General features: G+C 43.7%; 19 protein-coding genes. 10 read left to right on the top strand and 9 right to left on the bottom strand.

The features are described from left to right. Positions 1–142: 142 nt before the first annotated feature. Together cgtA and proB are read left to right on the top strand one after the other, a co-directional pair. Positions 143–1,354: an Obg family GTPase CgtA gene (cgtA, locus tag E0H88_RS05300; RefSeq protein WP_092818571.1), complete on the top strand. Its 1,212-nt coding sequence runs from the start codon at positions 143–145 to the stop codon at positions 1,352–1,354. 29 nt (positions 1,355–1,383) lie between these two features. Further along, positions 1,384–2,517: a glutamate 5-kinase gene (gene proB, locus E0H88_RS05295; RefSeq protein ID WP_131273367.1), complete on the top strand. Its 1,134-nt coding sequence runs from the start codon at positions 1,384–1,386 to the stop codon at positions 2,515–2,517. Between the two features lie 60 nt (positions 2,518–2,577). Here proB and E0H88_RS05290 read toward each other — a convergent pair whose 3' ends face one another. Continuing rightward, positions 2,578–3,174, bottom strand: a complete 597-nt coding sequence (locus E0H88_RS05290; protein WP_131273366.1) for a phosphatase PAP2 family protein — start codon at positions 3,172–3,174, stop codon at positions 2,578–2,580. A gap of 158 nt (positions 3,175–3,332) precedes the next feature. Further along, positions 3,333–4,037: an SIMPL domain-containing protein gene (locus tag E0H88_RS05285; RefSeq protein WP_131273365.1), complete on the bottom strand. Its 705-nt coding sequence runs from the start codon at positions 4,035–4,037 to the stop codon at positions 3,333–3,335. A 488-nt stretch (positions 4,038–4,525) separates the two neighbouring features. Between E0H88_RS05285 and E0H88_RS05280 the strand changes: the two genes are divergently transcribed. From E0H88_RS05280 to E0H88_RS05245, 8 genes are all read left to right on the top strand, one after another. Next, positions 4,526–5,899, top strand: coding sequence for a diaminobutyrate--2-oxoglutarate transaminase (locus E0H88_RS05280; RefSeq protein WP_131273364.1), 1,374 nt, complete (start codon positions 4,526–4,528; stop codon positions 5,897–5,899). A 3-nt stretch (positions 5,900–5,902) separates the two neighbouring features. Next, complete coding sequence (locus tag E0H88_RS05275) at positions 5,903–7,435, top strand: pyridoxal phosphate-dependent decarboxylase family protein (protein WP_131273363.1); 1,533 nt, start codon at positions 5,903–5,905, stop codon at positions 7,433–7,435. A gap of 858 nt (positions 7,436–8,293) precedes the next feature. Continuing rightward, complete coding sequence (locus E0H88_RS05270) at positions 8,294–9,319, top strand: substrate-binding domain-containing protein (protein WP_092818565.1); 1,026 nt, start codon at positions 8,294–8,296, stop codon at positions 9,317–9,319. A 99-nt stretch (positions 9,320–9,418) separates the two neighbouring features. Further along, the gene (pstC, locus tag E0H88_RS05265) at positions 9,419–10,798 is read left to right on the top strand and encodes a phosphate ABC transporter permease subunit PstC (RefSeq protein WP_131273362.1); all 1,380 of its coding nucleotides are present in this window, start codon (positions 9,419–9,421) and stop codon (positions 10,796–10,798) included. Beyond that, positions 10,795–12,186: a phosphate ABC transporter permease PstA gene (gene pstA / locus E0H88_RS05260; protein ID WP_131273361.1), complete on the top strand. Its 1,392-nt coding sequence runs from the start codon at positions 10,795–10,797 to the stop codon at positions 12,184–12,186. Before pstC ends, pstA begins: the two co-directional genes overlap by 4 nt. A 14-nt stretch (positions 12,187–12,200) precedes the next feature. Continuing rightward, positions 12,201–13,127, top strand: a complete 927-nt coding sequence (pstB, locus tag E0H88_RS05255; protein WP_092818562.1) for a phosphate ABC transporter ATP-binding protein PstB — start codon at positions 12,201–12,203, stop codon at positions 13,125–13,127. Between the two features lie 470 nt (positions 13,128–13,597). After that, entirely contained in the window at positions 13,598–14,560 is a 963-nt protein-coding gene (gene sohB / locus E0H88_RS05250; RefSeq protein WP_131273360.1) for a protease SohB, read from the top strand. A gap of 125 nt (positions 14,561–14,685) precedes the next feature. Next, positions 14,686–15,303 carry a cytochrome b/b6 domain-containing protein gene (locus E0H88_RS05245; RefSeq protein ID WP_131273359.1) on the top strand — a complete coding sequence of 206 codons (618 nt, stop codon included), beginning with the start codon at positions 14,686–14,688 and terminating at the stop codon, positions 15,301–15,303. Here the strand turns inward: E0H88_RS05245 and E0H88_RS05240 are convergent. From E0H88_RS05240 to E0H88_RS05210, 7 genes are all read right to left on the bottom strand, one after another. Further along, a complete protein-coding gene (locus E0H88_RS05240) occupies positions 15,262–15,930 on the bottom strand; it encodes a DUF2238 domain-containing protein (RefSeq protein ID WP_131273358.1) in 669 nt (222 codons plus the stop codon). The genes E0H88_RS05245 and E0H88_RS05240 overlap by 42 nt on opposite strands. A gap of 145 nt (positions 15,931–16,075) precedes the next feature. Continuing rightward, positions 16,076–17,464, bottom strand: a complete 1,389-nt coding sequence (gene purB / locus E0H88_RS05235) for an adenylosuccinate lyase (RefSeq protein WP_092818558.1) — start codon at positions 17,462–17,464, stop codon at positions 16,076–16,078. A 63-nt stretch (positions 17,465–17,527) separates the two neighbouring features. Then, positions 17,528–18,259, bottom strand: coding sequence for a high frequency lysogenization protein HflD (gene hflD, locus E0H88_RS05230; RefSeq protein WP_086195683.1), 732 nt, complete (start codon positions 18,257–18,259; stop codon positions 17,528–17,530). Between the two features lie 16 nt (positions 18,260–18,275). After that, complete coding sequence (gene mnmA, locus E0H88_RS05225) at positions 18,276–19,409, bottom strand: tRNA 2-thiouridine(34) synthase MnmA (protein WP_131273357.1); 1,134 nt, start codon at positions 19,407–19,409, stop codon at positions 18,276–18,278. Between the two features lie 4 nt (positions 19,410–19,413). After that, on the bottom strand, positions 19,414–19,899 hold the full coding sequence (locus E0H88_RS05220) for an NUDIX hydrolase (RefSeq protein WP_131273356.1): 486 nt from the start codon (positions 19,897–19,899) through the stop codon (positions 19,414–19,416). Between the two features lie 118 nt (positions 19,900–20,017). Then, complete coding sequence (locus E0H88_RS05215) at positions 20,018–20,566, bottom strand: class I SAM-dependent methyltransferase (protein ID WP_252151995.1); 549 nt, start codon at positions 20,564–20,566, stop codon at positions 20,018–20,020. Positions 20,567–20,747: 181 nt separating this feature from the next. Next, the gene (locus E0H88_RS05210) at positions 20,748–21,278 is read right to left on the bottom strand and encodes a gamma carbonic anhydrase family protein (protein WP_131273355.1); all 531 of its coding nucleotides are present in this window, start codon (positions 21,276–21,278) and stop codon (positions 20,748–20,750) included. Positions 21,279–21,342 lie beyond the last annotated feature (64 nt).

Below are 21,342 nucleotides of genomic sequence, written 5' to 3'. Positions count from 1 at the left end.
GGATAGTATCAGCTTTTCGACGCATGTTTATAAAATAAGACTGAATTCAGTCATCTTCATAAAGTGCTGAATAAATATATTCGAGAAATGCTTTAAAATATGGCAGAATATGGGGTTTTAAAGTTTTTAGAGGATTGGCAGCATGCGCTTTGTTGATGAAGCAGTCATTACCGTAGAGGCTGGCGACGGTGGCAATGGCGTAGCCAGTTTTCGCCGTGAAAAGTTCGTACCATTTGGTGGTCCAGATGGTGGTGACGGTGGTCGTGGCGGTAGCATTTATATTCAGGCCGACGACGACACCAGTACCCTTGTAGATTATCGTTATACACGTAAATTCCGTGCAGAACGTGCAAAAAATGGTCGCGGTGCAAACTGTGCAGGCCGTGGCGGTGAAGACACTGTATTACTGGTTCCGGTTGGAACCACCATTGTCGATACAGAATCTGGCGATATTATCGGTGACCTGGTTGCGGATGGTCAGCGTGTATTGGTGGCAGCCGGCGGTGAGGGCGGTTTAGGGAATACACACTTTAAATCTTCGACCAACCGTTCACCACGTAAATGTACCCACGGTGCCAAAGGTGAATTCCGTGAAGTACGTTTAGAACTTAAAGTATTGGCGGATGTTGGCTTGCTCGGGATGCCTAACGCAGGTAAATCGACCTTTATTCGAGCAGTTTCTGCCGCAAAACCAAAAGTTGCAGACTATCCATTTACCACCATGGTACCGAATCTGGGCGTGGTAGATGCCGACCGTCACCGTTCGTTCGTGATGGCCGATATTCCAGGACTGATTGAAGGTGCATCTGAAGGTGCGGGTCTGGGTATTCGTTTCCTTAAGCATCTGGCACGTACCCGTATCTTGTTGCACATTGTCGATGTACAGCCGATTGACGGTTCAGATCCGGCGTACAATGCCAAAGCAATTTTGAATGAGTTGAAAAAATTCTCCCCAACGCTTTCTAAATTGCCAGTGGTACTGGTGCTGAACAAGGTTGACCAGTTACCTGAAGAGACGCGTGAAGAATGGTGTAACCATCTTCTTGAGGAAATGCAGTGGACTGGTCCGGTATTCAAGACTTCGGGCTTAATGTCTGAAGGGACCAAAGAAGTTGTGTATTACCTGATGGATGAAATCGAGAAACAGCGTGAACTCGAAGCTGAAGATCCGGAATACGCAGCACAAGTAAAAGCATTCCGTGACCAGCTTGAAGCTGAAACACGTGAACAAACCATCGCTGCAAAAGAAGCGTATCGTGAGATGCGTCGTCAGCAACGTCTTGCCGGTATTCTTGGTGATGACGAAGATGATGAAGATGGCGAAGATGAAGCAGAGTCGTATTACGTACGTTAAGCTCTGAAATATGAGTAACTGAGGACAAGATGATAGAAGTGGTAGATGGGCAACGTCAGCTCAAGGCTTGTAAACGAATCGTTGTTAAAATCGGATCATCTTTACTTACAGCAAACGGAACAGGCTTAGATCTGGATGCAATTTCGCATTGGGCGAAACAGATTGCAGATCTGCACAATGCAGGGCATGAGATTATTCTGGTGTCTTCCGGAGCTGTGGCTGAAGGTATGGTTCGAATGAAACTTGAGAATCGACCCACCGATCTACCCAGTCTTCAGGCCTGTGCTGCCATTGGTCAAATGGGTCTGATTCAAACCTGGTCGAGTGTATTGGAAAACCATTCCATTCAAACGGCGCAGGTTTTATTAACCCATGATGACCTGGCAGACCGCCGTCGCTATCTCAATTCATGTGATGCCTTGCAGCACCTGATTGACTGGCATGTAATTCCGGTGATCAATGAAAATGACACGGTTTCGACCGATGAAATCCGCTTTGGTGATAACGATACCCTGGCTGCGATGGTCGCCGGGCAGGTACATGCCGATTTGCTGATTATCCTGACCGATCAGCAAGGCATGTTTGACTCCGACCCGCGTTCTAATCCAAATGCCAAACTGTTCCATACCGTGCGTGCACTGGATGAAAGCCTGTTCGATATGGCAGGCGGTGGCGGCAAGTTTGGTCGTGGCGGTATGCTGACCAAAGTCCGTGCTGCGCGTCTGGCGGCAAAATCGGGCTGTCCAACCCTGATTGCCAGCGGTGAAAGCGACAATGTCCTGGCGCGTTTAATGTCGGGTGAGTTGCTGGGAACCTTGTTTATTACCGACAATGACCGCATTACCGCACATCAGCAATGGCTGGCGGCACATTTACAAACAGCGGGTCGTCTGGTGCTGGATGATGGTGCAGTCAAAGCGATTAAAGACAATCACCGCAGCTTGCTCCCTGTCGGGGTAAAAGCGGTGGAAGGTCACTTTGAACGTGGTGATGTGGTGGAGTGTGTGGACCAAGAGGGGCATCGCATTGCTGTCGGTCGCGTCAACTTCAGTTCGCGTTCCGCTGAAATTGTCAAAGGTCTGGCATCGGATAAGGTGCATCAGGTGTTAGGTGAAGCACGTTCACTTGAAATGATTCACCGTAACCATATGGCGATCTATTAAGTTTTATAGATTCAAAAAATCCCGCTTTAGAGCGGGATTTTTTATATATTTTTTAATTGCTTATTTAATTAAACCACGTTGAATTAGTGCGCTGAATAATTTTTCATAGAGTAACATGACCCGACACATCAGTTTTGTTTGGTAATGATTCCATAATTTTAAACCAGTAAAATTCACAGCCCACGACAAAATAAAGGCACCGGCCATATCAACCGGGAAATGCACACCTACATAAATCCGTGACCATGCCACCAGCCAGGCGACTGCCAGCAAAAACCTGCCAATATCCCGTCGCGCCGAAAAATAATAGGCAAATGCAATACTGCTAAAAATGGTCATGTGATTGCTGGGGAATGAACCTGTTGCTTCGTGTGCAATTAAAGTCTGACCGACATGCATCACAAAAGGACGTGGGGTATTGAACAGGTAAGATGCTACTTCACTGATTGAGAGAGCGACGCAGCAAAAGATAAAGGCTTTTAGAATCAGGGCTTTTGAATTTTGATGACCATAAAACCAAAACAAGGCAAAGCAGGTAATTAGCAGATAGACTAAATCATGGGCGACAAAAGTGGCAAAGTGCATCATCAATGGGGAAGCCTGTTCAGGCACGTTCAGGATGCTAAACAGATCAAGATTTAAACTTTCAAGGGACATGGGACAGTGAGGAGAAATAAAAGCTGAAAGATAGGATGATTTTACAAAAAAATAAAATGAAACCTTCGACAGGATTGTCGCTATATTGTTCCAAATCGCCCATTTAACTCATTAAAAAACCGTGTATGCACACGGTTTTTATTTAAATCATCATTTAATTATTTAAACTGAATTGAGCCATTGGCATTGACTGTAATTTTTGATTCACCAGCAGCAACATTTTGCGCATCTGCGGCTTCAGCACCGGCAAATTTCGCCATATTGGCACGCATCATCACCGGTTGGGGGTAATAGTTATTGGTATTCAGGTTGAGGTTCACCAGATTATAACTGGATTTATTCCATGCCGAAGTCAACATTTGTGCACGTTGCTGGAAGTTTTTTGAGGCTTCCACCATCAATTCATTTTCCACTTTTTTACGCTTTGCATCGGAAACGGTAAATTCAATCGACTGGGTCTGGAAATTTTGCTGCAATTCGCTGATTAACTGGCTGACGGCCTTAAAGTCGGTACTTTCTAAACGAAGTTCAGCCCGGCCACGCCATTCTTTTAATTTCTGGCTGTCATTGTCATACACAGGATAAGTGCTCTGCGTACCCGTTTCGACTTTTACTTGCGGGTATTTTTTCGAGGCTGCAATGGCTTGGTTCATGAGCTGTGTGATGAGTGCAGAAAGTTCAGCTGGCTGTTTCTTGCTTCTTTCAATATATAAAACCGCATGCATTTCATCATTGGAAATCTGGCGCGTTGCCTCAGCTTGTACGTTGACTAAATTATAGTTCAGTGGTTCTGCCTGCTGAGCAAAGGCAGCGGTTGAAAGCAGGCTGGCAAATACCAGGGAGGGGAGAGTTAAATATCGCATTATTTTTACCTATTTTTTTGTAAAGAGAAGTTCAGCCTCTGATAGGCATGGTATCGCTACTTCATGAGGATTTTTTGTAGACTTTGTGTCAAGATTGTAAATGATTTCATTTCTATTTCATTTCTTTCATCAAGAATGACTTCTCAAGAAAACATTTAAAAATTAAATACTTAATTTTATAAAAAATAAGCGATTACGTTAATTCAATCTTTTGCATAAAAAAAGTATAAAAATAAGGTTTTCTTTAGTCTGTCACACTGTAAGATGATAATTCAATCTAAGATTTGGCTTGATATATTTTTTTGATCGGTTTTGGACAGATAAAGTCATAAAACTTGTTTATTTTATTGAAAAATTCTGTATCATCCGCCGTTTAGTTATGATGTATAAATCAAGTCGTCAAACTAGATTCTATAAAGCACCGAGTCAAAGGACCACAAGTCACCCGACTTATTTCTTTCAACCCATATCAGAGATGGTAATTCGATATGAGCGTTTCTTCTGTAAATCCTGCCACTAAGTCTACTAACGAATACTATTTGACTCGCCAAAGCCAGATGGAATCCAATGTTCGTAGCTATCCACGCAAATTGCCGTTAGCGATAGCAAAAGCCTTAGGTTGTTGGGTTACTGATGTTGAAGGTACAGAGTACCTCGATTGTTTAGCTGGGGCAGGAACATTGGCTTTAGGCCATAATCATCCTGCGGTAATTCAAAGTATTCAGGACACTCTAGCGAGTGGTTTGCCATTACATACTTTAGATTTAACGACACCTTTAAAAGATGCATTTACTGAAGCATTACTTGAACAACTTCCTGGTGGGAATGAAGAGTATTGCCTGCAGTTCTGTGGCCCGTCTGGTGCAGACGGTACAGAAGCAGCGATTAAATTAGCAAAAACCTATACCGGTCGTAGCTCGGTGATCAGCTTCTCAGGTGGCTATCACGGTATGACACACGGTTCTTTGGCCATGACGGGTAACCTGTCTGCGAAGAATGCAGTCAATGGCTTGATGCCAGGTGTACAGTTTATGCCATATCCGCATGAATACCGTTGCCCGTTAGGCATTGGCGGTGAAGCGGGTGTTGATGCCTTGACTTATTATTTCGAAAACTTCATTGAAGATGTAGAAAGCGGCGTAACCAAGCCGGCGGCTGTGATTCTTGAAGCGATTCAAGGTGAAGGCGGTGTGGTTACAGCACCGGTTAAATGGTTGAAGAAAATCCGTGAAGTGACTGAAAAACACAATATCGTGTTGATTCTTGACGAAGTTCAAGCAGGCTTTGGACGTTCAGGCAAAATGTTTGCCTTTGAACATGCGGGTATTGAACCTGACGTGGTGGTGATGTCTAAAGCGGTAGGTGGTAGCTTGCCGCTTGCAGTACTGGGTATTAAACGCAAGTTTGATGCCTGGCAGCCAGCAGGTCACACCGGTACTTTCCGTGGTAACCAATTGGCGATGGGTACAGGTCTTGCAACCATCAAAACCATCAAAGAACAAAATCTTGCACAAAATGCACAAGAGCGTGGTGATTTCCTGCAAGCTGAATTGAAAAAATTGGCAGTGGAATTCCCATGTATCGGTAACGTGCGTGGCCGTGGTCTGATGATCGGTATCGAGATCGTTGACGAACGCCAAAAAGCAGATCACATGGGTTCATTACCGGGTGATTCTCAATTGGCTGCTGCTATTCAGGCTGCATGTTTCGACAACAAGCTGTTGCTTGAGAAAGGTGGCCGTAACGGTACAGTGATCCGTTTACTTTGCCCGCTTATCATCACGCAAGACGAATGTGTTGAAGTGATTGTCCGCTTTAAGAAAGCAATCGCTGAAGCGCTTGTTGCAGTTCGAGGTGCTTAAGGCATGGTAGATTTTGCAGAACACCGTAAAGCGTTATTCTGCAATGATGCAGGTTCTATTGCTGACTATCAGTCAGCAATGGACGAAGCGGTAAAAGCCGTTTCTGCATGGTTGCAAAACGACAAAATGTATACCGGCGGCAGCATTAAAGAGCTGCGCAGTGCAATTGCATTTCATCCTTCAAAAGAAGGGATGGGTCTACACAAGTCGCTTGAACGTATGGTTGAGCTTTTCTTGAACAAAAGCTTAAAGGTTCATCATCCGCACTCGTTAGCACATTTGCATTGCCCAACCATGGTGGCAAGCCAGATTGCAGAAGTATTGATTAACGCAACCAACCAGTCTATGGACTCATGGGATCAAAGCCCGGCCGGTTCATTGATGGAAGTGCAGTTGATTGACTGGCTGCGTCAAAAAGTCGGCTATGGCTCAGGTCAGGCAGGCGTATTCACCTCTGGCGGTACCCAGTCGAACCTGATGGGTGTGCTGCTTGCGCGTGATGCCTGCATCTCGAAAAACTGGAAAGACGAAAACGGCAATCCGTGGTCAGTTCAGCGCGATGGTATTCCTGCGGATGCTATGCGTAATGTCAAAGTCATCTGTTCTGAAAATGCACACTTTTCTGTGCAAAAGAACATGGCGATGATGGGCATGGGCTTCCAGTCTGTAGTCACTGTTCCTGTGAACGAAAATGCACAGATGGATGTAGACGCACTGGAAAAAACCATGGCTCACCTTCAGGCTGAAGGCAAGATCGTGGCATGTGTGGTTGCAACTGCGGGCACGACCGATGCGGGTGCGATTGATCCACTCAAACAGATTCGTGAAATCACCAACAAATACGGCGCGTGGATGCACATTGACGCAGCTTGGGGTGGTGCACTGATTCTGTCGAATGACTATCGTTCATTGCTTGATGGTATTGAGCTGTCTGATTCCGTGACGCTTGATTTCCACAAACATTATTTCCAGACCATTTCATGTGGCGCGTTCCTGTTGAAAGACGAAGCCAACTACCGTTTCATGCATTACGAAGCTGAGTACTTGAACTCTGCTTATGATGAAGAACATGGTGTGCCGAACCTGGTGTCCAAGTCATTACAAACGACTCGTCGTTTTGACGCGTTGAAACTGTGGATGACGGTAGAAGCATTGGGTGAAGAGCTTTACGGTTCCATGATCGATCATGGCGTGAAACTGACCCGTGATGTTGCTGATTACATCAAAGCGACTGACGGTTTAGAGCTTCTGGTTGAACCGCAATTTGCTTCGGTCTTGTTCCGTGTAGTACCGGCAGGCTACCCAGTAGAATTGTTGGATACACTAAACCAGAACGTTGCGGACGAACTGTTTGCACGTGGTGAAGCGAACATTGGTGTAACTAAAGTGGGTCAGGTTCAATCCTTGAAAATGACTACTTTAAGCCCGGTGGCGACTTTAGAAAACGTGAAGAACCTGCTTGCACTGGTGCTTGCAGAAGCGGATCGTATCAAAGGTCCAATCGCTGACGGTACATATACGCCGGCAATTGATTAATCGATTGTCTGCGTGAAAGGAGGAGGCCACACGGTCTCCTTTTTTTGTGCTTAAGATTGTACAACCTCATTTGATTTATGCGGCATCAATCATATTGTGTGGGTTGAGTCTTAATTTTCAGGGATGAGGAATATATTCCGTAAGACAAACAAAAATCCTTTTCGTTACTGAAGGAATATTCTTCCTTCTTAATGCCGCGGTGACATCCATGTCAAATGATCCGATTGAGAGATGTGGTTTAAAATTTTTGCTTTAAATTCGAGCTGCAATCTATAGGCTAAAACCTTTCAGATACCAGTATTCTGCAAGCAAGTCCGAGTCATGTTCTTTAAAAACCATGTGAACGGGTCAATCAGGATTAAAATTTTTAATTGTTTTACTGTTTATGGTCATATCACTGTCATTATTTATTTTTGACTATATGACAAAGCTATGTTCTATGAAATTTCAAAGATTTGGACCAGTGCTGGAAAAAAAGAGCAGTGTAAATCTGAGAGAGCGGAGTGAAAGCCTGATACAGATAGAAAAGAAATCCAGGAATAGAAGATTTTTATCGTTTGATCATAGAATAAACACCCTGCAAGTAGAAAAAGAAGCATGAGAAAATGACAGATTTAAGAATTATTACAAATTTACAGTTAAAAATAATCCCTGAATAATATTTCTGATGGATTTTTAGTTATTGAATTTAAAAGGTATTTTTAAGGATTCTACAAAAGAAAGGAATTATCATAAAAGCGTCACAATGCTGTAACTTGATTGTCATATTCTAAAATCAAAATGCAATCATCGAAATAAGTACAAAACTTTATAAAAAGTAGCGTACTTCAAAATTGCATCTATTGAAGAGAGAAAAGAATGCGCTTAAACCATATCGCACTTGCTTTAGCAGTTTCAGGGGCAGCTGTAGCAACAACCGCAAATGCAGCTCGTGACACCATCCAGATTGCTGGTTCTTCGACTGTTTTGCCATACGCGAGTATTGTAGCAGAAGAATTTGGTAATACTTTCCCGCAATTTAAAGCACCGGTTGTTGGTTCTGGTGGTACATCTGGCGGTTTAAAACAATTTTGTCAGGGTGTAGGTGACAATACCATCGACATCGCCAACGCATCTCGTAAAATCAAAGATACTGAATTGGCGGCATGTAAAAAAGCTGGCGTAAACCAGGTGATTGAAATTAAAGTGGGTTATGACGGTATTGTATTTGCGTCTAACTCAAAGAAAGCAGCTTATAAACTGCGTCCACAACATGTATTTGCTGCATTGGCAGCAGAGTTGCCTTCACAAGGTAAACTGGTTCCAAACCCGTATACACGCTGGAACCAAATTGACAAGGCACTTCCAAATGAACCAATTACTTTAGTAATTCCGGCTTCTAACCACGGTACACGTGAAGTGTTCCAGGAAAAAATGGTTGAGGCAGGTTGCGAATCTTATGCATATTTCAAAAATTTAGACAAAGATGCACAGAAGAAAGCATGTTCGACTTTCCGTAAAGACGGAAAAGTAATTGAAATTTCTGGTGATTACACTGAAACACTGGCACGTTTAAAAACTTCTCCAAGTGCGGTAGGCGTGTTTGGTTTAGGTTTCTATGATCAAAACCGTGACAAATTGCGTGTTGCTACAGTGAACAATGTGACTCCATCAGAGAAAACCATTCTGAATGGTTCTTATCCGGTATCACGTCCATTGTACTTCTACGTGAAAGGTGAGCACCTTAAATCAATCAAAGGCTTACAACAGTATTCTGAGTACTTCCTGAATAAGAAAGTTTCAGGTAAAGGCTCTAAACTGGAAAAAGCGGGTCTGATTTCTATGTCAGATAAAGAACGTGCAAAAATTCTTGCAAATTTGAAAGCCGGTAAAGCGGTTAAGTAATTAGGTTGAATGAGCTGACGGTAGAATTATTTCTACCTTCGGCTTTTTTGCATAGACAAGTTTTTCAAAGCATGAAAATTGAAAAATGCTGGAGAATACATGAATCTGCTACTTATGGGTGTGTTATTGGCATTGATCGCCATCGCCTATCAAATCGGGTTATCGAAAAGCCGTAACCTAGCAGGTAAGGGAAATAACACTGCAAAACTACACTCTCGTCCTGGCTATTATGGGGCGCTGGTGGCTTTATGGTGTGGTATCCCTGCTTTTTTAATTTTACTGGTTTGGAATATTGTCGAACCGAATATTCTGCGACATGTAGTGTTAAATAATGTGCCTGCAAATGTTGCAGCCACATTGGATCGTGCGGGCATAGAAATGCTCATTGATCGTGTTCAAGCGATTGCTTCAGGTTTCGGGGTAAGTGATCAAGCTGCGGCCTATGAAATTGCAGCGGCACAGCAACTTGCAAAAATTGAAACCATTAGTTCCTTTGCCAAATTGGCTTTGGTGATCTGTGCCGCCCTGGTGGGTCTGGTGATGGCTAAAAAGCGCATTGCCCAGCAATATCGTGCCCGTAACCAGGTTGAAAAAATCATTAATTGGGGCTTGGCGCTATGCTCCGGTGTGGCAATCCTAACTACTATCGGCATTGTGCTTTCAATGTTTAGCGAAGCCATGCGCTTCTTCCATTTTGTCAGTCCGATCGATTTCTTTTTTGGTACGGAATGGAATCCTGGGTTTAGTACTTCCGGAAATGCAGAGGGCAGTTATGGCCTGGTGCCATTAATCTGGGGAACCCTCATGGTGAGCGGAATCGCCTTATTGGTTGCGGTTCCTGTTGGACTGATGATTGCCATCTATCTGGCTGAATATGCACCATCAGGTTTTCGTGCCTGGGCCAAACCTGCCATTGAAGTTTTAGCCGGTATTCCAACCATTGTATATGGCGTGTTTGCATTGATGGTCATTGGCCCATTTTTCAAGTTGCTTGGCGAAAGCATTGGACTGCACATTAATGCAACCAGTGCCTTAACTGCCGGTTTTGTCATGGGCATCATGATTATCCCGTTCGTGTCGTCACTGTCGGATGACATTATTACTCAGGTACCACGTGCACTACGCGACGGTTCATTAGGTTTAGGTGCAACCAAATCTGAGACCATTCGTCAGGTAGTTCTGCCGGCTGCACTCCCGGGTATTATTGGCGCATTCCTACTTGCTGCTTCACGTGCAATTGGTGAAACCATGATTGTGGTTCTGGCGGCAGGGAACAGTCCATTACTGCACGTCAATCCGCTAGAAGCCGTATCTACAGTCACCATTACCATTGTGAACCAGTTAACCGGCGATACCGACTTTGCCAGCCCGCAAGCTTTGGTTGCCTTTGCATTAGGTCTAACGCTGTTTGTGATTACGTTAGGTTTAAACATTGTTGCACTGTATATCGTGCGTAAATATCGCGAGCAATACGAATGAGTACATCAAATACATCTTCTATGGGTCAAAGCCTTGACCCACAGGCTGCAGCTGAATTACGCGAAAAACGTAAACAGAAAATTGCCAGTTCTTTAGCGAAACGTCATCGTAAAGAAAAGACATTCCGTATTTTGGGCTTTTCTGCAGTTGTGACAGGTCTGTTCTTTGTGGTGCTTTTATTCGGAAGTATTTTAGCGAAAGGCTTACCTGCTTTCTGGCAAAACAGTATTTCTGTACCGCTCTATTTCGATCCGGCCATCATTCAGGTAGGTGCCAAACCTACCTCGAAAGAGGGTGAATCTCCAGCCCAGTTTGAAGAGCGTATCATTGCCTGGCAAACCGAAATGGGTATGGTGGATTGGGATGCACTAATCGTCAATGGCATTATTGCAAAAGACCCTTCAAGTGCATCAAAACGTGATGAGTTATCCGGTTTGTATACCAGTTCAGAAGCCTATCGCCTGCGTGATATGGTATTGGCCGATCCAACGCTGATTGGCAAAAAAGAAGAGATCAAGATTCTGGCCGATGCCAATGTCGACGTATGGCTAGCAGGTAATATTGACCGCAGTTTGCCTGATGACCAGCAACAGCTGAGTCCTGAAACTCGCCAGCTTGCCGATGATTTAAAAGCCAAAGGTGTGATTGAAAACACTTTCAATACCAATATCTTTACCACGCCTGACTCACGCAGTTCACCTGCAACTTCCGGTCTTGCAGGTGCATTCATGGGCTCATTGTTCATGATGTTGATCGTGATTTTTATCTCGATTCCGATAGGTGTGGCATCAGCCATTTATCTTGAAGAATTTGCGCCTAAAAACTGGATTACCGATGTTGTTGAAGTGAATATCAATAACCTGGCAGCCGTTCCTTCGATTGTCTTCGGTTTGCTCGGTGCCGCGATTTTTATTGGCTGGATGCATTTGCCTCTTTCTGCACCATTGGTCGGTGGTCTGGTTCTGAGCCTGATGACCTTGCCAACCGTAATTATTACCACTCGTGCATCACTAAAAGCCGTGCCACCATCGATTCGTCAGGCGGCATTGGGTTTAGGCGCTTCCCGTGTACAAACGGTATTTCATCATGTGCTGCCTTTGGCACTTCCGGGTATTTTAACCGGTGCAATTATTGGGGTAGCGCAAGCACTCGGTGAAACCGCACCCTTACTTCTGATTGGGATGAGCGCATTCGTGGCCAGTGTGCCAACATCGCCACTTGATCAATCCACTGCATTACCGGTACAAATTTTCTTATGGCAGGGTAATGAATTGCGTAACTTCTTTGAAGGACGTACTGCTGCCGCAATTATTGTCTTACTGGCGCTGATGGTTGGATTAAACAGCCTTGCCATCTGGTTACGTAAGAAATTTGAAGTACGCTGGTAAGGTGAGGACAATATATGAATACTGTAACAGATATGACACAAGCAAATTCCTTAGAACAGGATGAATCCGTGAATCCAGAACAGAAACAGTTTACAGCTCCTGAAGTCGATCAAAAACATCCTGGTACTTCATTTGTTTCTCAATTCGATACTCATGCTTCAACGAAAAAAGAAAATGAAACGTCGAATGTTAAGATAAGCACTTCAGATGTCCATGTTTACTATGGCGAAGCAGAAGCCATTAAAGGTATTGACATCAATATCTATGAAAATGAAGTAATTGCCTTTATTGGTCCATCGGGATGTGGTAAGTCAACCTTCCTGCGTACCTTAAACCGTATGAACGATACCATTGATTCATGTCGTGTTACCGGTAAGGTGATGCTGGATAATCAGGATATCTATGACCCGAATCTGGACGTGGTTTTACTGCGTGCACAAGTTGGTATGGTATTCCAGAAACCGAACCCATTCCCGAAATCGATTTTTGATAACGTGGCATATGGCCCTAAACTGCATGGTTTGGCGCGCGATAAATATGATCTGGAAGAAATTGTGGAAAATAGCCTGCATAAAGCGGGGCTGTGGAATGAAGTCAAAGACCGTTTGAACCAGCCGGGTACAGGTCTTTCGGGTGGTCAGCAGCAACGTTTGTGTATTGCGCGTACCATTGCGGTCAGTCCGGAAGTCATTCTGATGGATGAGCCGTGTTCGGCACTGGACCCGATTGCAACGGCCAAAATTGAAGAACTGATTTCAGAGCTTTCAACCCAATATACCATTGCGATTGTAACGCACTCGATGCAGCAGGCTGCGCGTGTATCTGACCGTACTGCCTATTTCCATCTGGGTGACTTGATTGAAGTCAATTCAACTGAAAAAGTCTTTACCCAGCCAGACCATCAATTGACTGAAGCCTATATTACCGGTCGCTTTGGTTAATCTGAACACCAAATTTAAAAAGAGCCGTAAGGCTCTTTTTATTTGTGTGTTGGGGCTGAAGTTGGAAAGATCTGGTTTTCTTTTATAGATAATGATCATTAGATTCCTTTTATAAATCAAAAAATATTCAATATTAGATTTTTTTAAATCAGCACGGCCTCATTTGACTGATTTAATTTTGTACCTTCTCGTAGGCAATCTCTCTACTTTTGAAAGGTCAAAAGTAGACAAAAACCTTTTGTTTCCCATACACGACATCCTTGTCGATGGGAAAAGTGTGGCATCCATGCCACACTCATGAATCTAATATTGACTAAAAATCTATTTTCAATTTCAGCTTTACGAACAGTTCTTAGTTTCTAAAATGATTTATGAAAGAAGTTTATTATTTGCAAAATATAAATTGAATTTTTGTGTGATTGCCCACATCTTATGCAAGATAAATATGAATTAAATGAGTCTGTATCTGTATGTTATTTCACACCCCCAAATTACCCGCTGAAATTCGTATTAGCCATTTAAACGCACGTGTAAATGAACAACGTAAAAAAATTGCACAAGCGACTGCATCTAAACTGGAACTATTGCATCTTGCCCAGCAGCTTTCAAAAGAAGCACGCTTACGTAAAAAGAACAATCAAAAAATTTATGTACTCGATTTCAAGGGTGACACAGCAGCCTCTGCCGTAGAAAACTTGCGTGAAGAAATTACCCTGATTTTAGCCACTGCAAAAGCAGGGCGTGACCGTGTTGTGGTACGTCTGGAAAGCCCGGGCGGTATGGTACATGGCTATGGCCTGGCGGCTGCCCAGCTGGTGCGTTTGTGTGATGCCGGCTTTAACCTGACGATCTGTGTCGATAAAGTCGCAGCCAGTGGCGGTTACATGATGGCTTGCATTGCCAATGAAGTTGTCTCTGCTCCATTTGCCGTGGTCGGTTCCATTGGTGTGGTTGCACAGGTACCGAACTTTAACCGCTTGCTGAAAGAAAAGCATATCGACTTTGAACTTTATACCGCAGGCCAGTTTAAACGTACCGTGACCATGTTTGGTGAAAATACCGCAGAAGGTAAAGCCAAATTTGAGGAAGAGTTACAGCAGACGCATGAGCTGTTTAAACACTTTGTAGAAAAATACCGCCCGCAACTGAATGTTGAGAAAGTGGCGACAGGTGAACACTGGTATGGAAAAGACGCGCTTGAACTCAACCTGGTAGATAAGCTGCAAACTTCGGATGAGTATTTACTCGGCTTGTTAGCGCAGCACGAAGTCTTTGTGATTGAAACTCGCCGTAAACCGACATTGGGTGAAAAACTGGGTTTACAAGCCGCACAAATGGCAGATGGTCTGGTGCCGGCCGTGATGAATAAAGTCATGGAAACTTTGAGCAAGGCAAATGCTGGCTTGGTTCAAATGCGAGATCCTAAGCTTTAATTGAAATTCGTTGGGCTATTTTAAAATTGCGCTCTGATGAGCGCAATTTTTTTGACTGGATATTAATCTCCGATTCAGCTTGATCTTTTATGATGGCATTAAAATAAATGAGCACAGGTTTTTTTATGTTTCATCGTACGACGACCTCTTCAACAGATTTGCTGATCCGATTTCTGCATATTGTTATTATTTTGAGCTTTACTGGGGCTTATCTCACCGGGGATGCAGAAGAATGGCATCACATCCATATGGCATTTGGCTATACACTCGGTATTAGCCTGATATTAAGAGTTTTATGGCAGTTTCTCGCTCCTCGATTGGCCCATACACAGCCTTCAGGACCAAGCCGTCGTTTGAATGTAATCAAGCCATTTGTAAAGCGTTATGGGGCGCAGCCGCAGCAATGGCTTTCACCCGCATTTTTAAAAGCAGCCAGTTCCAGCCTGTTTCAGCTCAGCATACTGGGTATTTTTTGCTTGTTGCCTTTAACTGTACTGGCCGGATTTTTTACCGACTATACGCATAGCCATAGTTTAAAAGAAGTGCATGAACTATTTGCCAACCTGTTTTTAGCCAGTGTGTTGTTGCATTTGGCAGCGCTGACATTGAATAGCGTTCTGCTTAAAAAATGGCTGGCAAAGCGTATGTTCTGGGGCGAAGACACCCATTCATGGTTCACCCTGTTTGCTTCAGTCCTGTCACTAGGCATGCTGGTCACTTTCTGGTTGTGGTATTTTAGCTAAGCTTTTGCGAGAGTAGCACAGATCAAGCAGGCCATAGCCTGCTGCGCCGACTGTTGCAAGCAGCATGTCTTTATGTGCATCCCACATATCTCCCTGCTGCCCATTATAATTTTCCGCTTCCTCGGGGGATAAACCAATCGCAATCAGCCATTCAAGCCATTCATAAATTAAACTGGTGGCCATAATAAATTGAACCACCAATAAAAATAGCATGAAGGGTTTAGCTTCAGGCAGCCACACCTGAAACAATCGAAGTAACACCGGGTAGAGCAGTACACCGCAGGCAAGATGCACCAGACGGTCATACATATTGCGTGACCAGCCCATCGATTGATTGAGGTCAAAGCCGAACAGCTGAATCAGCCATTCGTTATAGGGGACATAGGAATAGAGGTAATGTGCGCCGATAATATGGATCAGCAAAAAAAAGAGATAGAGCACAAAACTATAAAAACTCATGCCAATTTTTTTTTGGGTAAACAATAACAGCACAAGCATAAACACGGTGCCGGCTTGATGCAGTAGATATGCTTCAAATTCTAAAGGACGAATACTTGCGATGATGATCGCAACCGTGATCACTGCGAGTGCAAGCCAGTGTTTAATGCTTAATTGATGTTCAATCATTATTTCTTGTATTGGCAAAGTTTTATTGGAAGTGCTGAAATTTTATCAATGGCTTATAGTAGTTATAAACATAGATGAATTATCAACAGATTCTATTCTAATAAAAAAGCGAAGCCGAAGCTTCGCTTTTTAGATTTATTTCGAATTAAATTTTTGAGATTAAATCTTTAATCTGTTTCGCTTGAGTTGACGCATTACCTGTATAAGTTGCAGGTGTCATTGTCGCAAGACGGGCACGGTCAGCAGCAGGAACGGCTTCTAACTCGTTACCATTCACGAAGTTCACCATCATGTCGCGAGTCATGGCCTGACCACGAGTCAGTGCTTTCAGTTTTTCATATGGTTTTTCAACTGCATAACGACGCATTACCGTTTGAATTGGTTCAGCAAGCACTTCTTGAGCGTGATCCAGATCTTCCAGAATACGGTCAGCATTCAATTCAAGTTTGCCAATACCTTTAGAACAAGCTTCGAAGGCGATCAAGCTTTGTGCAAAACCGACACCCATGTTACGAAGTACAGTCGAGTCAGTTAAGTCACGCTGCCAGCGAGAAATAGGAAGTTTTTCGCCCAAGTGTGCAAGAACTGCATTGGCAATACCCAGGTTACCTTCAGAGTTTTCGAAGTCGATCGGGTTGACTTTATGCGGCATGGTTGAAGAACCCACTTCACCTTCTTTCAAACGTTGTTTGAAGAAACCAAGCGAGATGTAACCCCAAACGTCACGGTTAAAGTCGATCAGGATAGTGTTGAAACGACGCAGTGCATCAAACAGTTCCGCCATGTAGTCATGCGGTTCAATTTGAGTGGTGTACGGGTTGAAAGTCAAACCTAAAGATTCAACAAATGCTTGTGAATGTGCAGGCCAGTTGATTTCCGGGTAAGCAGAGTAGTGTGCGTTGTAGTTACCTACAGCACCGTTAATTTTACCTAGAAGTTCAACCTGTTTGAACTGTTTGATTTGACGCGCTAAACGGTAAGCCACGTTTGCCATTTCTTTACCCAAAGTGGTTGGGCTGGCAGTTTGACCGTGGGTACGAGACAACATTGGCTGTTCAGCGTGTTGTTCAGCCAAAGCAACGATTGAGTCGATGATTTGCTGCATTGCAGCAACCAGTACTTCACGACCATTTTTCAGCATCAATGCATGAGACAGGTTGTTGATGTCTTCAGAAGTACATGCGAAGTGAATGAATTCACCGGCATTTTTCAATTCTTCGATATCAGCAATCTGTTCTTTAAGAAAATATTCAACTGCTTTAACGTCATGGTTGGTGGTACGTTCAATTTCTTTAATGCGGTTGGCATTGTCTTCAGAGAAGTTGGCCACAATCGCATCAAGTGCAGCATTGGTTTCTGCGCTGAAAGCAGGAACTTCAGTAATTTCAGGACGGTTTGCAAGCGCTTGTAACCAGCGTACTTCAACAGTCACACGAGCGTGGATTAAACCAAACTCAGAGAGGAAAGGACGCAAAGCATCACATTTGCTGGCGTAACGTCCATCTAATGGAGAAAGTGCGGTTAAAGCGTTCATAGCGATTCCTTAAACTTTGGAATTAAACGTAAAGCGAATAATAAAAATTCGTTCATGATCAGGTTAAACCACCTGATACTGTAAACGGGCAAGATCTTGAATATCCTGGAGTAGTTTGCGCTTGCTAAAAATCATGCCCCATGAGCTGCCACCTAGCTGACGCCATAAGTGCGCCAGTTGCAGGCCAGTAAACAGGGAAGCGCGAATTCGGTTGGTATGTGCACTATCTTTAAATGCTTCGGCATTGCCCTTGACCATAATCCGCGGATTAATCTGTCCGGCAGTGTCTATATAGGTTTGGGCAAGGTTGGCAATAATGCTGGGATGCAGATAGTTATTATCGAAAAAAGACAGCTGTTTGAGAATTTTTTGTTGTGATTGTTCAATAATTTCAACAAATTTTGGATTGCTATAGACTTTTTTCTCTAACTGCAACAGTGCCATGGCATAGCTCATCGGCAGCTTGGCGTTGGAAAATTTCGGCAAACGCGACTTGGGAGAAGGATTAAAGGGTTGGGTAATGCTGCTTTCTAAGGTTTTTAAACCGAGGGAAATATCGGCCAGTTGATTAAAAAAGTCTAGGGTTTGACAGGATTCATTGGAAGTAGGACGGATATTCAGGCTGGCCTTAATCAGTTGTTCTAAATAGAAGCTGCCATTTTCACCAATACTGTGTTGTCCTGACATGGCTGTCATATGGGTCAGCTGTGTCGACTGGAACACAGCTGCCAACGCCAAAGCACGGTTCTGACGTACATTCAAAGTCCGAGGCTGTTGAAAGGGTAACTCAGCCATGCCTATCGCTTCCTTTTTAAATAAAATCAGGTTTTGGTGCATTGGTATGATGAATCACACCGCCACCTAAACAAACTTCATCTGCGTAGAACACTACACTTTGTCCTGGAGTCACCGCACGTTGCGGTTCGTCAAATTCAACACGTACGCCAGTTGGCATATCGGCATCTTTATAAATGACACAAGCCTGATCTGGCTGGCGGTAACGGGTTTTAGCCGTACAACGGAAACCTGTTGCCGGAATATCCTGCTCGCCGGCGACCCAATCAATCGCTTCACTCCAAAGTATAGTACTTTGCATCAGTGGATGCTCATGACCCTGACCAATAACAAGGCGATTGTTTTCAATATCTTTATAAAGCACAAACCATGCGCCTTCAGCTTCGCCTTTCAGACCGCCTAAGCCGATGCCGCCGCGTTGACCGAGCGTATAGTACATTAAGCCGTGATGTTCACCAACCTCTTTGCCGGTATCCAGTAAAATTTTTCCGGGTTGGGCTGGAAGATATTGTTTTAAAAAGTCATTAAATCGGCGTTCGCCAATAAAGCAGATTCCGGTGGAGTCTTTTTTCTTGGCGGTTGCCAGACCCAGTTCTTCAGCAATTTTACGCACTTGTGGCTTTTCAATTTCACCGACAGGGAACAAAGTCTTGTTAATTTCCCGGCCATGTACGGCATGCAGGAAATAAGTCTGGTCTTTGTTTTGGTCAAATCCGCGTAACAAAGGCGCGTATTCTTCACCGCGCGAGTTGGTCATGGTTTCACCACGACGGCAGTAATGACCAGTGGCAATAAAGTCTGCACCCAAATTCACGGCATGGTCTAAAAAGGCACGGAATTTAATTTCTTTATTACATAAAATATCCGGGTTAGGCGTACGGCCAGCCGCATATTCAGCCAGAAAATGCTCAAACACGCGATCCCAGTATTCCATGGCGAAATTGGCGGTATGCAGTTTGATGCCAATTTTGTCACACACGGCTTGCGCATCGGCAAGATCTTCCATGGCCGTGCAATATTCCGTGCCGTCATCTTCTTCCCAGTTTTTCATGAAAAGACCTTCAACTTGATAACCCTGTTGAAGAAGAAGTGCTGCAGACACAGATGAATCTACACCACCAGACATACCGACGATGACACGTTGTTGCATAGGATTAAGCATCCAAAGTTGTAAATAGGGGAGAGTTTTGGTGCTCGTAAACGAGCGATAAAGGATATTTTTGACCGGATAAGGAATCTTTGACGGCTTTAATCACCAAAGGACTACGTGCGCGTGCAGATTCTTCCAGTTCGTCCAATGTCATCCAGACGGCACCCACGATTCCAGTATCCAGTTTTGCCTCTGCATGATGATGCAGATCTTTAGCCAAGAAGCAGAAACGGAAATAGGTACGGTCAGGGAACATCGGGGGAGTATAGGTATATATGCCAAGCAGGTCTGTAATTTCTACTTCATGCCCGGTTTCTTCCATGGTTTCACGAATGGCTGCCTGTATAAGCGTTTCGCCACATTCGACATGACCCGCAGGCTGGTTAAATACAGTATGCGTTACCCCTTGAGTATGTTCTTCAACAAAAAGGAATTTTCCATTTTTTTCAATAACAGTGGCGACGGTAACGTGGGCAGTCCAAGCGGTCATAGAAAAGCACCATGGGATAAAAGGGGTATTCTACAAAATTTAGCGCGTGGTGGCTATGATGCTGGGCTTTTTCTTTCTGATCAGCCTTCCTGATGCTGACTTGCATGTTCAAAATTCATTAAAAATTGGGTTGATAAGCCCAGACACTATGCAGAAATTTCTGCTCTGAGCCCCATGGGGTCAGGTGAATATCATGTTCAAAATGCATTAAATGAAAATCAGCACCGAGTTTTTCCTGTAACTCTTCAATGCTATAACGCTGAATAGTTAAACCGCTGCATTGGGTGGGACCATCTTCAGCAAAGTTGGACATGATCAGATATCCAGCTTTTTTCAAAGACAGTTTTAAACTGGAAATATATTGCTGTTGCTGTTCAGCTGTGATCATAAAATGAAATACAGCACGATCATGCCATAAATCAAAATAATGGGTGGGAAGCTTGACGGTGCAGATATCTTCTACCAGCCAAGTGATCTGTTCTGCATTCAGGTGTTTATCCCGTAGTCTGGTTTGGGTTTTTTCCAAAGCTGTCCGGGAGAGATCTAATACATGGATATGTTTAAATCCAAGTTCTAAAAGTTGATCGATAAATACCGATGCGCCACTTCCCACATCAATAATCTGCGCAGTTAAGTCAAGTCCATGTTTATCTCTTAATCTCTGGATCAGTTCTAAAGACTTTTGATCCTGTTGCTGATACTAGCTGACTTGATCAGTAGATTTAGTCTGATAGACATTTTCCCAATGCTTTTGGTTCATGTTCTGGCATCCTAAATTTAGATAAAATTTAAGCTTTAAAATTCTTATTTTAAACTGAAAGAATTTCAGGGAGCTTAAAATCTGGCTGTTATCTGTAATTCCCCGCTACCTTCACATAATGCCGTGCCGAATAAGGTAAAAACTCTTTTTCTTTATCGGTTAAAGGGCGGACCTTTTGTACCGGACTGCCGACATACAAATAGCCACTTTCCAGACGCTTGCGCGGTGGTACTAAAGAACCTGCACCAATCATTACATCGTCTTCAATCACCACATCATCTAAAACGATGGTGTTGATTCCCACCAATACCCGATTGCCAATGCTACAGCCATGTAAAGTCACATGATGGCCAATGGTCACATCTTCACCAATAATTAACGGTGAACCTTCAGGTTTATCGGCTTTTTTATGGCTCACATGCAGCATGGCATGATCTTGCACATTGGAATTTTTACCAATACGGATATGATTCACATCACCACGAATCACGGCAAACGGCCACACCGAAACGTTTTCAGCAAGTACCACATCGCCAATCACGACAGACATGTCATCGACATAACATGAGTCATCAATCTGCGGTGCAACATCTAAATAGGGACGAATGTTTTTAGCCATGTGAGAGTTTCAGTCTGTGGGTTTCAAGCATTATAAAATAAAAAAGCACCCAGACCGAAGTGTG

It is taken from the genome of Acinetobacter sp. ANC 4216, from assembly GCF_004331195.1.
GTDB classification, from domain to species: Bacteria; Pseudomonadota; Gammaproteobacteria; order Pseudomonadales; family Moraxellaceae; genus Acinetobacter; species Acinetobacter kookii.
This window is presented reverse-complemented; position numbering and strand designations above follow the sequence as displayed.